Here is a 14,128-nt window from a genome sequence, read left to right as displayed (position 1 = left end):
GGCGTAAATCAATGCTGGAATGTTGCAGCGTCATTATCGCTAGTAGCATTGATATCTCCAGCAGGATTAAGTAAGTGTGGTACGATTTTGGGTAAAATTAATTCAATATCGTTATCTGTTACTGGAGTAATTGCTGAGTCATACCAGCCGAGTAAACCTAATACGGCATAGCCAATTGCATCATCGCTGTCGCGGTGTTCTAGGATAATTTGTAGAAAACGTAAGATAGCTTTGTCGTTTGATTTAGCTTGCACTAATGTTTCTTTAAAAACAGCATTAGCTTCAGTTAGTAAGCCTTCAAATTCAGTATCAATTGATACTTTAAATGAGCCACCATCAACAGTAATTTTCATAGTCATATCGTCAATTATTCTAATAGACTCGAATATTACCCAATTATGGATAGGTTGTCGCTAAACGGGGTTATAGATTGCTATTGTTATGATCCAGATACAAAAAAGCCTGCTAAAAGCAGGCTTTTTTGTATCTAAAAGATGGTGCTCGCTACTGGACTCGAACCAGTGACACCTTGCATGTCATGCAAGTACTCTAACCAACTGAGCTAAGCGAGCAACTTCAGCATCATTACTGTTTAATCGTAATCAGCGAATGACAAGCATATTAGCGAGTCGCTCTAATCTAGGCAAGTGTTTAAAGAAAGTTTTTTAGGGAATTCAGTGCGTTTGCTTGCACAATAGCCAGTTTGGTTAATTTTGGTGATAGATAAATAGACGAATGTGATATTACGCACATTGTTAATAATAGATGCCACTAGAAAGTACTAGTGGCAATATGAGTTGGGGTTATTGCAGTAGCTCATGATTTTCTGGTAATAGACGAATAATCCACAATACCAGTTTGTGTTTCATGTTAACGCCGTCTTCTTTATCGACGGCTAATGGAGTGATTTGTTTACATTGTACTAATAAGCGATAAATACATTCAACGCGATCAGTTGAGCCTACACCGCGATCTAAATCATTAAATCCTTGTTTTTTTGCAAAGGCGAAACCGAGTTCTAATGCTTTCTTTAAAAGTTTTGCTTCATTTTTATGTTTTTTCATTCTTATCTCCCTGAACCTCTACAATGTAGTGTAGTTTACCTATTATTAAAATGAACTAATAGTAGCAAAAATGATAATTGAGGTTGGCAGCAAGTTATTGAAGTCCAACCTTAAAATTACAGCGCTTGAATAATCGTTGCCAATAATTCACGTGCTCAATAGTTGCTTGTTGAAATTGATGTTGCAGTTCACCTTGAAAATAATAACGAGCATATACTGTCATCATGGATGATGGCTGAATGTGGTGTTTAGCTAGCGTTGTGTAGAGGCTAGCTAAATATGGTTGTAATTGTTGATACTGCGAATGTAATTTACTTAGATAGGGTTGAATATCTTTTGCGTAATATTTATAAAAAACATTACGTAAATATTGAGCTTGCTGTTGGTTGATATTTTTACCACAAATTACATCTTGCTCATGACGAATAAGTTGAGTTGTAACGGTATTAAGCCTGGCTGTGACTCTAGCTATCGAATAAAAAAGTTGGCCAAGATATTGAGTATTGTGAATTTGTTGTTGATGATAAAGCAGCAAATCAATATTGTTAGTAGTCAGTGTTGTAAGTGCTTTAGATAGATTATGAGATGTTATTGTTGTCGTTAAAGTATCTAAATAATCAAATGCGGCTAAATTCTCGATATAGCCTCCAAATTGCTGTTGCTCCAGTAATTGACGATCTAGCGTAAATTGCTGACGCCATTCCTGACCTGTAAATACCATATTCCATAATACTTGTGGTAATTGCTGTTGTTTTTGATAATAAATATCTTTTAGTTGAGGCCACAATATATTGGTATTATTGAGAATGTTCAGACAATGATCGAGTTGTTTTAAAAACAGAAGCTCATAACGTAGTTGGCGAGTTTGATCCTGCACTTTTCCTAATACAGAATTGCGTTCAGCAATCAACTGAAATAAACCACACTGGCGTAGTTCATAAGCATTTAATAATCCCATTCGAATATCAGATATGGGTTGTTTTAGTAACCGTGTACCAGGGTAGATGGGTAAGCTAAGCGCTGGTGTTTCTGTGGGCTTTATATCCAACACATTAGCAAGCCGTTGTTGATAAGTGTCTAACAAAACTTCGGTAGTGTTTTTTTTGCAGCTAGTTAGTAGCAGTGAGCAAAAAAATACCAATAATAATATTTTCATCATAGCCCAAGTTTAGTGGCAATGATTTAAGCATATGTAAGCTTGCAATTTTAGACAAAAAAAGCGATCCGAAGATCGCTTTTTTAAGTCTGGGACTATTTACTGTTAGCGTAATGACATCTCAATTTGGTGTTTGGCATCAAGTTTATGCACCCAGCGCATACGCATGCCGAGCATTATTGCCGCAGACGTTAAGCCGATAATAAATCCAATCCAAAAGCCCTCCGGACCCATAGGTTTAACTATCCAATCAGTCATTCCTAAAATATAACCAATAGGTAATCCTAGTAACCAATAGGCAATAAAGGTGCAGAAGAAAATTGCTCGCATATCTTTATAGCCACGTAGTGCGCCTGCCGCAACAACTTGTACTGCATCACTGCATTGGTAAATTGCTGCTAATAACAGTAATTGACCTGCAAACATAATAACTTCAGGGTTATCAGTGTACAGTAATGCTATTTGTTCACGGAAAATGACCGTTAAAATTGCAGTACAAAATGCTAATGATGTACCTACAATTAATCCGCAATGACTCGCAATTTTAGCGCCAATAATGTCTTCTTGTCCCATTTTATGGCCGACACGGATACTAACCGCTGCGGCTAAACTCATCGGTAACATATAGACTAAGGATGAGAAGTTCATTGCAATTTGGTGTGACGCAACCTTCATTGGCCCTAGTGGTGAGATCAATAATGCAATAACCGCAAACAGAGAAACTTCAAAAAATAATGAGGCGGCAACAGGAAAGCCTAATTTGAACAAGCGACTAATCGCGGCAAATTTAGGCGGATAAATCACGCTAAAAACATTAAGACTGTTAAGACGCTTATTAATTAAGACGAATGCAAGCATGGCAAAGAACATAAACCAATACACGATAGCTGTTGCGATACCACAACCCACCCCACCGAGTGCTGGCATACCAAACTCACCGTAAACAAAAATCCAGTTAAGAGGGATATTGAGTAATAAACCTAAAAATCCAATCACCATGCCAGGAATGGTAAACGATAAACCTTCAGAGAAACTTTTTAGGGTTTGGAAAAATAAAAATGCAGGTACTGCAAATAATACTGCATGTAAATAACCGACAGTTTTTTCAGCTAATACTGGCTCGACATTCATGTAATGGATTAAAATTCCAGCGTTGTAAAGAATCAACATGGTTGGAATTGAAATCAGTACGGCGAGAATAAAAGCGGTCTGAATTTCAAACGGTATTTTGTCCTTTTTACCGGAACCACTCAGTTGGGCCACGATAGGAACAATAGCCATTAACAGGCCAACCCCAAATAAAATTGAGGGTAGCCAAATACTTGCAGCAACAGCAACGGCCGCCATATCTGTTGCACTTACACCACCGGCCATAACTGTATCAACAAATCCCATCGATGTTTGGGCGACTGAAGCAATTAAGACGGGTATAGCAAGTTTTAACAGTTGCGCTGTTTCTTTTCTGTAATTTTGCACTCAGCATGGCTCCAAAAATGAGGAAATAAAAAGGGGGGAGACTTAATAGTCATTAGTTACTATTTAATGCGCCCTAAATGGGCTGGATTATATAAATAAAACTAACAAAGCCAAGTACTATTTAACACTTTATGCATGTAAAAACAAACGGCCTCGATAGGTGATAATCGAGACCGTTAGCTTAAGTTGACAGTTATTATATTTGATTAGACGGTAAAGAAATGATGTCCAAAGAAACCCATCGCAATAAAGGTACTTGCAGCACTAAAAATACATAGCATTGGGATCTTAATATTAGGGTAACGTTCGACAAGCAAAGCTAATCCAAGAAAGGTTGGATAAAGGCCAAATGCGTAACGCGGCATCGCATTAAGGCTTGAAGAAAGAGGCAATATTAAGCAAATAAACATAAATAACGCTTCGGCATAATACTTACGTACGACTAAGTAGATATTAAGAGCAAAAGCAAGCAATGCCATGATCGTGAGGTATAACTTAGGACCACCAGTCTCTAAGCCAAATTTTAGCCAATGGAATGGATTGGTAAGTTGACGTCCCCAAGCGATTTGAATATGCCCAAACGCAAGTGCATCTCCAACATGGAAATACATATAAGTCATAAAGCCAAAAAAGCCAATAGGGATCACCCAAATAGCCGCTAAGACTTTCAGTGCTGGTGTCTTAAAGCGTAAAAAGCTTTGAATACCATAATGCTGAATAGCAATGATTAATACTGGAAATACTAAAAATACCCCTAGATTGCGGGTTACTGCTGCTAACATGCCCAAAACGGCAACCCAAAACCATTGCTGACGGTAGCTAAATAAAAACACGCCAGCGACTAATGCAATGAATAATGGTTCGGTATAACCCGCGGATGAATAAACGGTGTAAGGCGAAAAGCATAATGCCCAAATCATGGTATAGCGTGTTGTGTCACTTATTTTTAGCTGTTTTAGTACCATTAATACCATTGGGATACTAAATAAAAACGCGAGGTTAGAAGCAAATGCTAGGCCAAAGCGATAGTTATTTATTGGGTTCTCAAAGGTCGTTAAATGGGAGAATATCCAGCCAAGAAATGGTTGTAATGGCATAAATGCCCAATTTGCCGCATTTTTTTGTCCAAGCCATTGAGGGACAAGATCATAGCCGTTATCAATAATGCGATAGAACCATACACAGTCAAAACGACACACAGTTTGTAGTAATGGTTGTTCTGCATAATGCCCTGTCATAAACATGCTAACACCCCAAAGGCCAAGGGCATAGATGACAATACGGCTAACAATGACAGCAAAGATTAAGTTTAACCAATCTTTACGAGTCAGACGAATATCAGTAAGAGATAAGGGATTCATTTAAAGACCCAGAATTTCGATAAAATAAAAGTAATGATTGGTACACACAAGGTTGAAATGGTCACCGCGATCCAACCTTTAACATGCGCTGTTTGTAATAATGTCACTAAGATGATGTTATTAATTAAAAAGCCAAACAGAGAGACTGCTAAGAATTTAAAAAATGAGCCTTTTTGTGCAAAAGTAAAATGACGATGGCCAAAGTACGACACCAAAAATGCGACAGTAAATCCTAGAATATTAGCGATATACTCTGATGGATGTGCAATCTGAAAAAAGTACAGCCGTACGACTGACAGGTGCACCGCTGTTGCTAATAATCCCACAATGGCAAAGCGATTAAGTTGCCAAAAATGCTTAAGAAAAGAATCACTCATAATTATTGTTAGACTTGTTTAACGTTGTTGGTGTGAGGTGTTGATTGTTTTTATAGTTGCCGTATACATCTTCAACTAAATAGATTGGTCGGTGTTTGAGCTCGGTATAAATGCGACTGACATAACCACCAATAACACCTAAAGAAATCAACTGGATACCGCCTAAAAAAAGCACTACTGAAATAGTAGAGGCATAACCTGGAGTATGGACACCAAAACATAAGGCACTAATAACGATATACATTAAAAAGATGAAAGATAAAAAGGAGATACCAAAACCGACAAATCCCCAAACACGTAATGGCCAAGCAGTAAAGCTTGTGATGCCATCCATCGCGAAGTTCCACAGTTTCCAATAATTAAATTTGGTGTCACCAACAAGACGTTCAGGACGCTGGAAATTGACCCCAATCGCGCGTAATGATGACCAAGCAAGTAAACCTTTCATAAAACGATTACGCTCAGGTAATTGCTTAACGGTTTCAATTACGCAGCGATTAATTAATCTAAAATCGCCTGCATTTTCAGGTAATGTGGTTTCTGCTGATAAAAAGTTGAAGAAACGGTAAAAACCACCAGCAGTTAATCGTTTGGTATAAGTATCTTGTGAGCGATCCACACGTACACCATAAATAGTGTCATAGTTGCCAGTTAACCATAGCTCGACAAATTCAAGGATCACTTCGGGTGGATCTTGTAAATCGACGTCCATGATAACGGCAGCATCACCTTGGACGTAATCTAAGCCTGCGGTCATTGCTGCTTCTTTACCAAAGTTACGGGCAAAGTTTATTAATGAGATAGTTGGATCTTGTTCTATCATTTTATCAATAACGCGCTGAGTATTGTCTTTACTACCGTCATTAATGAATACAATGTCTATATGTGAACGAATGCTACTCAGTTTATCATTGATAGCATCTAAGAAGGGCTCAATAGCAACTTCTTCATTGTAGACTGGCACAATAAGCGATAAACGATAATCAAGCGGGTTTGGTTTATGATTCATTTTACGTTCCCAGTGTTTTGATTAAGATGGCCAGTATTATGTGGCATAGGTAAGGTATCTACATTCGTTGGTGTTAGGCTAATAGTAGTAACTTGCAATGGTGTTGGTGTTGTTAATATAAATGTTTGTAATTGCTGTGACGCTGATAAAAATTGTTGTTTTGGCAATTGAGCAACAAGCGTTTTTCCCTGTGCTTGTGGCAATAACGTACCTTGATGATGATTAAAGGTAAATGACAGAGGCTTTATCTGCTGCTGTGCTTTTGCTAAGGTAAATGTAATTTTGATATTTGCTGCTGGCGCAGTAGGTAGCGTAAAGTATAAGCCACCTTGTTGAGTTAATTCACGCATATTGTTACTGGTATCAAAACTCCAACCCGCGCGGGATAAATTAGGGACATTATCAGTGACCTTTAATTTAATGGGTAATTTTAATGTCAGATTTGGCTGTTTTGGTTGCCAATATAATGTTTGATTTTTAATATAATAAGCCTTGTAGGCCAGGCTTACATTAGGTGTTATTGCTTTGTAAAGCACCCAAATATAGTAACCTGATAACACCACTAATAAGGCAATAAGCAAAACACGTAAAACAGGTTGTTTTTGTTTTTGCTGTAGCGATAGTGTAACGGTAGATGAGACATCAGCGGCCATAGTGTACCTTATATACGTGTTATTTGTTGGCTAGGTATAGAAATAGAAAAAGCGAGTCAAAATAGGCTAACTTTTATTGTTATACAATTAATACGCTCATCGTGCTTTAAAGTGTCACTTTAATGTCAAAAAGTTATTTTTGACAACTGTAGCTGATAATATAGTTACTTTATTGGACATATAAGCACTTTTTTGAACAACATTGTTTGATAAACCAACACCTTAATCATAGGTTAAATTATCGAATAGACATAAGGATAGATATGTTTACTGGAATTATACAAGGTATAGCACAAGTCGTTAGTATTGATAAAAAACAGAATTTTCAAACCCATATTATTCGTTTACCACGAGATATGATGCAAGGATTATCCTTGGGCGCATCAGTGGCACATAATGGTTGTTGTTTGACTGTTACTGGTTTTGACGATCAATTAGTCTCATTCGATTTAATGCAAGAAACATTGAATGTAACTAACTTAGGCCTACTCAATGTTGGGGATTATGTTAACGTTGAACGCGCTGCTAAATTTGGTGATGAGATTGGCGGGCATGCTATGTCGGGTCATATTATGGCGACTGCTATGGTGTCGGCCGTGAAGACTTCTGAAAATAATCATCAAATATGGTTTTCGGTACCGCCTCAGTTGATAAAATATATTTTTGCAAAAGGGTATATTGGTATTGATGGTATTAGCTTAACGATTGCTGAAGTGGGAGATGGTTGTTTTAGTGTAAGTTTAATTCCTGAAACGTTACAACGAACGAACCTTAAAAATCGCATCATAAATGACGTTATTAATATTGAAATTGATCCACAAACACAAGCTATTGTAGAGACAGTTGAACGTATGATGGCAAATAAATAATAATATTAAAATATTTGTTCATCATCAGCATCGACAAACAAATTAATGGTTTTATGTAACTCATCAACTTCCATTGTTAAATGGATTGGATTACAACAGATAGAACAGTCATCATAAAACTCTTGACTGCCAGCACTTGCATCAAGCGGGATTCTAATAATATGGCCACAATGTGGGCAGCTGACGCTTTGATTTGAATATTTGTGCATGACGTATCCTTATAATCTATAGCTGAATACATAGCTCGATGAATTATAATCGTATGACTTTATATTGATCCTAGTTGTTAGTTATCTATTTTACCACTAATTAAAGAACGACCAACACTTAGAGGCAAAAGTGTTGGTGTGACAGGCGGATAATAAAAGAGGGAGCGTTATTCCTCCCATAGCATAAGTTTAGCAATAATATGCTGTGCCTGTCCCATATATTCACCACCGAAAAGATTACAGTGGTTAAGAATATGATAAAGGTTATAAAGATCTTTACGATCTTGGTAGCCCTCATCTAAAGGGTAGACTGACTGATAGCCCTGATAGAAACTTGCAGGAAAGCCACCAAATAATTCAGTCATTGCGACATCACATTCACGATCACCCCAGTAAGTAGCGGGATCAAAGATGATAGGTCCAGATACAGTTAATGCAGTATTGCCATGCCATAAGTCGCCATGGAGTAAGGAGGGCTTGGGTTGATGGTTACTTAAACGTCGAGCAACATTTGCAGTTATCGTATCAATATCACCAAAATGAAGTCCTTTCTCTTCGCAAAGTTGTAATTGCCATTCAATCCGCTGTTCAGAAAAAAATTTATACCAGCGACGACGCCATTTATTAGGTTGAGGTGTTAGACCAATATAGTTATCAAAATCGAAGCCGTATTCAACTTGCTCACCCCATAAATGAAGTTGTGCTAATTGTTGGCCAAGTTTATAACCTGCGTCATCATCAATGGTTTTGGTGGGAAGATAGTTTAGAATAAGGAAAGATTTGTCACGACAAGTGCCAAGGTGGAAGTGTTGCGGGACTTGAACACAATTAGCTTCGTTGAGAATACGTAAACTTTCAGCCTCTGTTTCAAAAACAGCGAGTTGATTTTTGTCATTAAGTTTAATGAAAAAACGTTGTTCTCCATCACTAACACAATAGCATTGATTAACATCACCGCCTTGAATTTCTTCACGTTCATTTATTTTGAATTGTCGACCAAGTACTTCCGACAATTGGTGAGAAATAGCCTGCCACATAGCATCCTCCACGCATTAAATTGGACTAGATAAAACTTGTCTATCAACATCTTAGTTCATTTCATTTATATATATCTGTGAAGTCGAAGCTATTTTAAGTATTTTGTTACGTCTGTGCTTTGTAAAATATTGAAAGTAAAGGTAATAATATTTATAGAATTAAAAATGGAATATTATTAATACCCCTTAAATATTTATTTTTCTTTGCTATTGTTCGTTTACTTTTAAATATTTGCAGTTACTCTAAGCCGAAATTTATTAAGTAATAAAGGACACATCAATGACGATTACTGTAATTCCTACGGAAATGACTTTTTTTGCGCGTTTTGAAAGCGATATCTTGTCGGGTAAAAAAACGATAACTATTCGTGATGAATCTGAAAGTCATTATGTACCAGGTACAACTGTTGATGTCTCAACTTATGAAGACGGACGCTGGTTTTGTCGTTTAGAAATTTTGACTGTTGAACCGATAGCATTTAGTGATTTGAATGATTTTCATGCACAACAGGAAAATATGACACTAGCAGAGCTTAAGGCTGTTATTCACGATATCTATCCTGGTATCGAGAAACTGTACGTAGTGAATTACGCCTTAGTGAATTAGTAGGATAAAAATTTAGGGTGATCCTTTGCAATATCTTGTTACCGTTTGTATAGTGTCATCCTATTTTTGCCTTAACGTGTTGCTCTGTATTGCGGCACCAAAGTAAAAATATTTTATTCATAAAAGCTTCTCTAAAAGCTTTATTAACTCAACATGTGCTACTTGGTGTGTGGCACCACTGTTTAAGGATATTTAAATGCCTGTTATTACTCTTCCTGATGGTAGTCAACGTCAATTCGATGACGCTGTATCAACAATGGACGTTGCACTTTCAATCGGTCCTGGTCTTGCAAAAGCAACCATCGCAGGGCGTGTTGATGGTGTTCGTGTTGATGCTTGTGATCTTATTGAAAATGATGCAAGCCTAGAAATCATCACAGCAAAAGATGATGTTGACGGTCTTGAAATTGTTCGCCACTCATGTGCACACTTGCTAGGTCATGCAATTAAGCAATTGTACCCTGAAGCAAAAATGGCGATCGGTCCTACGATTGACAACGGTTTCTACTACGATATCGATCTAGAGCAATCATTAACGCAAGAAGATCTTGAAGTTATTGAAAAGCGCATGCTTGAACTAGCGAAAACTAAGTATCAAGTTGTGAAGAAAAACGTAAGCTGGCAAGAAGCGCGTGATGCGTTTGATGCACGTGGCGAAACGTACAAGATCGAAATCCTAGATGAAAACGTTGCTCGTGACGATCGTCCAGGTCTATACCATCATGAAGAATACATTGACATGTGTCGTGGTCCACACGTACCACACATGGGTTTCTGTCAGAACTTTAAGCTATTAAGCGTTGCTGGTGCATACTGGCGTGGTAATAGCGATAACAAGATGCTGCAACGTATTTACGGTACTGCATTCCACGATAAGAAAGCACTGAAAGCGCACCTAACGCGTTTAGAAGAAGCTGCAAAGCGTGACCACCGTAAAATCGGTAAGCAACTTGATCTGTTCCACATGCAGCAAGAAGCTCCTGGTATGGTATTCTGGCATCATAACGGTTGGACTATCTTCCGTGAGCTAGAAGTATTTGTTCGTGAAAAACTAAACGAATACGATTACCAAGAAGTAAAAGGCCCATTAATGATGGACCGTGTGCTTTGGGAACGTTCTGGTCACTGGGATAAGTACGCTGAAGCGATGTTCACTACAAGTTCTGAGAACCGTGAATACGCTATCAAGCCGATGAACTGTCCTGGTCACGTACAGATCTTTAACCAAGGCCTTAAGTCATACCGCGATTTACCATTACGTATGGCTGAGTTTGGTTCTTGTCACCGTAATGAGCCTTCAGGTTCACTTCATGGTATTATGCGTGTTCGTGGTTTCACCCAAGATGACGCGCATATTTTTTGTACAGAAGCACAAGTACAACAAGAAGTTACATCTTGCATCGAAATGGTGTATGATACATACAAGACATTTGGTTTTGATAACATTGTTGTTAAATTATCGACTCGCCCTGAAAAGCGTGTAGGTTCTGATGCAATGTGGGACAAAGCTGAAGCCGATTTAGTTACCGCGCTTGAGTCAATGGATATTCCATTTGATATTCAAGAAGGTGAGGGTGCATTCTACGGTCCTAAGATCGAGTTTACACTTCACGATTGCCTTGATCGCGCATGGCAATGTGGTACTGTTCAGCTTGACTTCGCATTACCTGAGCGTTTAGGCGCTACATATGTAGGTGAAGACAACGAACGCCATACACCGGTTATGATTCACCGTGCAATTCTTGGTTCACTAGAGCGCTTTATCGGTATTCTTATCGAAGATTACGCAGGCTTCTTCCCAACATGGTTGGCGCCTCAGCAAGCTGTAGTGATGAATATTACTGACTCTCAAGCAGAATATGTGCAAGAAATTGTAGAAAAATTGAAAAAAAGTGGAATTAGAGTCAATGCGGACTTGAGAAATGAGAAGATTGGCTTTAAAATCCGCGAACATACTTTGAAGCGAGTGCCTTTCATGCTCGTTTGCGGTGACAAAGAAGTCGAAGCAGGCGTAGTAGCAGTTCGTACTCGTAAGGGTAAAGATTTGGGTAAATTTAAGATTGATGAATTAATTGCATTTATGCAAGAAGAAATCAGCAATCGTAAGCTCAATATTGTGGAGGAATAAGGTATTAAAGGCGGAAAAAGAACCCAAGCACCAGTTAAGCAAAACGCGCATCGTCTGAATGAAGAAATTCGTGGCGTACGTGAAGTTCGTCTAACTGGCCTTGACGGCGAATCAGTCGGTGTTGTTTCTATTGAAGAAGCAATGAATGTTGCTCTTGATGCTGGTGTGGATCTAGTTGAAATTAGCCCTAATGCCGAGCCACCAGTCTGTCGTGTGATGGACTATGGTAAGTACTTGTTCGAAAAGAGCAAGGCTGCTAAAGAGCAAAAGAAGAATCAAAAACAAATCCAGATCAAGGAAGTTAAATTCCGACCTGGTACAGACGAAGGCGATTATCAGGTAAAACTACGCAACCTGACTCGCTTTTTAGAAGAGGGCAACAAGGGTAAAGTCACACTACGTTTCCGTGGTCGTGAAATGGCCCACCAAGGCATTGGTATTGAGCTTCTTAATCGTATTAAGGCAGAACTTGAAGAGATCGCGGTCTGTGAAAGTTTCCCTAATCGTGTAGAAGGTCGTCAAATGACCATGATGCTTGCCCCAAAGAAGAAGTAATAACGGCATTCAAGTAGCTAAAAGCGCTGCTTTTAAGTAGCGCTTTTTGTTCGCCCTATTACTATGATTATTAACTATCAACAATGCGGAGTTATCATCTCATGCCAAAGATGAAAACAAATCGTGGCGCAGCTAAGCGCTTCAAAAAAACAGCTGGTGGCTTTAAGTTTAAGCACGCTACTAAGCGTCACATCCTGACTAAACGTACTACTAAGAACAAACGTCAGCTTCGTCCAAATGCAATCCTTCCTAAGTGTGAAGTGGCTGCAGTTGCTCGTATGCTTCCGTTCGCTTAATCGTTTTTAGTTTTATATTTTTTTAATTTTAGTTAGGAGTCTCCTATGCCTCGCGTAAAACGTGGTGTACAAGCGCGTGCACGTCACAAGAAAGTTCTTAAACAAGCTAAAGGTTACTACGGAGCACGTTCACGTGTTTACCGCGTAGCTTTCCAAGCTGTTACTAAAGCTGGTCAATATGCTTACCGTGACCGTCGTCAGAAGAAACGTACTTTCCGTCAACTTTGGATTGCTCGTATCAACGCTGCTGCACGTCAAAATGGTATGTCTTACAGCCGTCTAATCAACGGTCTGAAGAAAGCATCTATCGAAATCGATCGTAAGATCCTTTCTGATATTGCTGTATTCGACAAAGCTACTTTCACTGTTCTTGTGGAAAAGGCAAAAGCTGCACTGTAATTTCAGTCTAGTTTTAAGTTGAAAAGGAGAGCCTCGGCTCTCCTTTTTTCGTTTAAAGCGGTAGATAAGTTATTACTAGTTGATATTGTTCCGCACCTCGCACCTCGCACCTCGCACCTCGCACCTCGCACCTCGCACCTCGCACCTCGTATTATGATAGTTCTAATTGCAGTGATACTTTATTTGAGAGCACTAATAATGCTGCTTCCGTTTTTAATTGCTGATAGCTATTACCGTGTCCTTGTTGTTGATATTGTTTTAGCCAGTGGTAAGCGGTTTGCTTTAACTGTTGGTGTTGTTTTAGCTGCCGTTGTTGTTGGTAGACTCTTTGTGTTAATTGCTTGAGTGTTAGCGCATGCTGTTGCTGTTTTTTAATCAAAGTAATGTATTGGAGAGGGCTAGTGGATGGGGCTGCTAGTAAGTGCTGGAGTTGAGATTGATATAAACGTTGAGTAGATTGGTGGGCTGATATAGAGATATGTTGATTGGTAATATTGTGCTGGGAGTGCACGATTAGTCGGTTTAATGAAACGAGTTGTGTTACCAACTCGTTGATTACCATTATCGTGTTCATTGTTATCAATTACTCGTCAAATTCATTTAATAGCTTAGCTGTTTTTGCTTGTTCTATTTTATTTATTAATTGATTTGACTCAGTATTATCTCTAATTGCTTTACTTAAAGTAATAGTTGCACTGACTAAAAATAGGCTACAAATACTGTAGTAACCTTTTACGATTAGATCGCCTGGTAATTTTATAATACTGATAATCATTGCAATGGCGGCAATGATAAAAGTTGCTTTAGCGTAGTTTAACCAATAGTTATCTTGCTTTTTCATATTAATCTCCGGTGTAAATTAATTACGTAAAGAGTGTTTTATAAACACATTTAAAACAGTGTTCAATTATGGTAGTCGATAACACCAACCA

At 38.4% G+C, this 14,128-nt stretch carries 18 protein-coding genes and 1 tRNA gene; 6 read left to right on the top strand and 13 right to left on the bottom strand.

Annotated elements, in window-relative coordinates; translation table 11 throughout:
- Positions 1-8: 8 nt before the first annotated feature.
- The 9 genes from PPBDW_RS09605 to PPBDW_RS09565 all read right to left on the bottom strand — a co-directional run bounded on the left by PPBDW_RS09605 (position 9) and on the right by PPBDW_RS09565 (position 7,096).
- On the bottom strand, positions 9-353 hold the full coding sequence (locus tag PPBDW_RS09605; protein ID WP_036795116.1) for a hypothetical protein: 345 nt from the start codon (positions 351-353) through the stop codon (positions 9-11).
- A 142-nt stretch (positions 354-495) separates the two neighbouring features.
- Positions 496-572: transfer RNA gene (locus PPBDW_RS09600), tRNA-Val, on the bottom strand.
- 231 nt (positions 573-803) lie between these two features.
- The gene (locus PPBDW_RS09595) at positions 804-1,064 is read right to left on the bottom strand and encodes a DUF5062 family protein (protein ID WP_036795114.1); all 261 of its coding nucleotides are present in this window, start codon (positions 1,062-1,064) and stop codon (positions 804-806) included.
- 94 nt (positions 1,065-1,158) lie between these two features.
- Positions 1,159-2,220 carry a DUF3080 domain-containing protein gene (locus tag PPBDW_RS09590; RefSeq protein WP_237043538.1) on the bottom strand — a complete coding sequence of 354 codons (1,062 nt, stop codon included), beginning with the start codon at positions 2,218-2,220 and terminating at the stop codon, positions 1,159-1,161.
- 105 nt (positions 2,221-2,325) lie between these two features.
- Positions 2,326-3,696, bottom strand: coding sequence for an MATE family efflux transporter (locus PPBDW_RS09585; RefSeq protein ID WP_036795112.1), 1,371 nt, complete (start codon positions 3,694-3,696; stop codon positions 2,326-2,328).
- Between the two features lie 206 nt (positions 3,697-3,902).
- Entirely contained in the window at positions 3,903-5,057 is a 1,155-nt protein-coding gene (locus tag PPBDW_RS09580) for a membrane protein (RefSeq protein ID WP_036795110.1), read from the bottom strand.
- Complete coding sequence (locus tag PPBDW_RS09575; protein WP_036795109.1) at positions 5,054-5,434, bottom strand: GtrA family protein; 381 nt, start codon at positions 5,432-5,434, stop codon at positions 5,054-5,056. The genes PPBDW_RS09580 and PPBDW_RS09575 overlap by 4 nt, the downstream gene beginning before the upstream one ends.
- Positions 5,427-6,443: a glycosyltransferase family 2 protein gene (locus PPBDW_RS09570; protein WP_045042705.1), complete on the bottom strand. Its 1,017-nt coding sequence runs from the start codon at positions 6,441-6,443 to the stop codon at positions 5,427-5,429. Before PPBDW_RS09570 ends, PPBDW_RS09575 begins: the two co-directional genes overlap by 8 nt.
- Positions 6,440-7,096, bottom strand: coding sequence for a hypothetical protein (locus tag PPBDW_RS09565; protein ID WP_054262052.1), 657 nt, complete (start codon positions 7,094-7,096; stop codon positions 6,440-6,442). The genes PPBDW_RS09570 and PPBDW_RS09565 overlap by 4 nt, the downstream gene beginning before the upstream one ends.
- A gap of 263 nt (positions 7,097-7,359) precedes the next feature.
- Between PPBDW_RS09565 and PPBDW_RS09560 the strand changes: the two genes are divergently transcribed.
- Entirely contained in the window at positions 7,360-7,965 is a 606-nt protein-coding gene (locus PPBDW_RS09560; RefSeq protein WP_036795108.1) for a riboflavin synthase, read from the top strand.
- Positions 7,966-7,970: 5 nt separating this feature from the next.
- Here the strand turns inward: PPBDW_RS09560 and PPBDW_RS09555 are convergent, their stop codons facing one another.
- On the bottom strand, positions 7,971-8,174 hold the full coding sequence (locus tag PPBDW_RS09555) for a CPXCG motif-containing cysteine-rich protein (protein ID WP_036795107.1): 204 nt from the start codon (positions 8,172-8,174) through the stop codon (positions 7,971-7,973).
- Between the two features lie 167 nt (positions 8,175-8,341).
- Positions 8,342-9,211 (bottom strand): fructosamine kinase family protein, encoded by an 870-nt coding sequence (locus tag PPBDW_RS09550; protein ID WP_036795106.1) that lies wholly within the window; start codon positions 9,209-9,211, stop codon positions 8,342-8,344.
- Positions 9,212-9,491: 280 nt separating this feature from the next.
- On the opposite strand from PPBDW_RS09550, the gene yqfB reads away from it, so the two are divergent.
- From yqfB to rplT, 5 genes are all read left to right on the top strand, one after another.
- Positions 9,492-9,818 carry a N(4)-acetylcytidine aminohydrolase gene (gene yqfB / locus PPBDW_RS09545; protein WP_036795105.1) on the top strand — a complete coding sequence of 109 codons (327 nt, stop codon included), beginning with the start codon at positions 9,492-9,494 and terminating at the stop codon, positions 9,816-9,818.
- 196 nt (positions 9,819-10,014) lie between these two features.
- Positions 10,015-11,946, top strand: coding sequence for a threonine--tRNA ligase (thrS, locus tag PPBDW_RS09540; RefSeq protein ID WP_036795104.1), 1,932 nt, complete (start codon positions 10,015-10,017; stop codon positions 11,944-11,946).
- A 3-nt stretch (positions 11,947-11,949) separates the two neighbouring features.
- Positions 11,950-12,501 carry a translation initiation factor IF-3 gene (infC, locus tag PPBDW_RS09535; RefSeq protein WP_080888971.1) on the top strand — a complete coding sequence of 184 codons (552 nt, stop codon included), beginning with the start codon at positions 11,950-11,952 and terminating at the stop codon, positions 12,499-12,501.
- A 101-nt stretch (positions 12,502-12,602) separates the two neighbouring features.
- Positions 12,603-12,797 carry a 50S ribosomal protein L35 gene (gene rpmI, locus PPBDW_RS09530; RefSeq protein WP_005367387.1) on the top strand — a complete coding sequence of 65 codons (195 nt, stop codon included), beginning with the start codon at positions 12,603-12,605 and terminating at the stop codon, positions 12,795-12,797.
- A 45-nt stretch (positions 12,798-12,842) separates the two neighbouring features.
- Positions 12,843-13,196, top strand: coding sequence for a 50S ribosomal protein L20 (gene rplT / locus PPBDW_RS09525; protein WP_036795101.1), 354 nt, complete (start codon positions 12,843-12,845; stop codon positions 13,194-13,196).
- Between the two features lie 151 nt (positions 13,197-13,347).
- On the opposite strand, the gene PPBDW_RS09520 is transcribed toward rplT, so the two are convergent.
- Together PPBDW_RS09520 and PPBDW_RS09515 are read right to left on the bottom strand one after the other, a co-directional pair.
- Positions 13,348-13,758, bottom strand: coding sequence for a hypothetical protein (locus tag PPBDW_RS09520; RefSeq protein WP_036795099.1), 411 nt, complete (start codon positions 13,756-13,758; stop codon positions 13,348-13,350).
- Positions 13,759-13,779: 21 nt separating this feature from the next.
- Positions 13,780-14,037 carry a YiaA/YiaB family inner membrane protein gene (locus tag PPBDW_RS09515; RefSeq protein ID WP_036795097.1) on the bottom strand — a complete coding sequence of 86 codons (258 nt, stop codon included), beginning with the start codon at positions 14,035-14,037 and terminating at the stop codon, positions 13,780-13,782.
- Positions 14,038-14,128: the final 91 nt, after the last annotated feature.

It is taken from the genome of Photobacterium kishitanii, assembly GCF_000613045.3.
GTDB lineage: Bacteria > Pseudomonadota > Gammaproteobacteria > Enterobacterales > Vibrionaceae > Photobacterium > Photobacterium kishitanii.
This window is presented reverse-complemented; position numbering and strand designations above follow the sequence as displayed.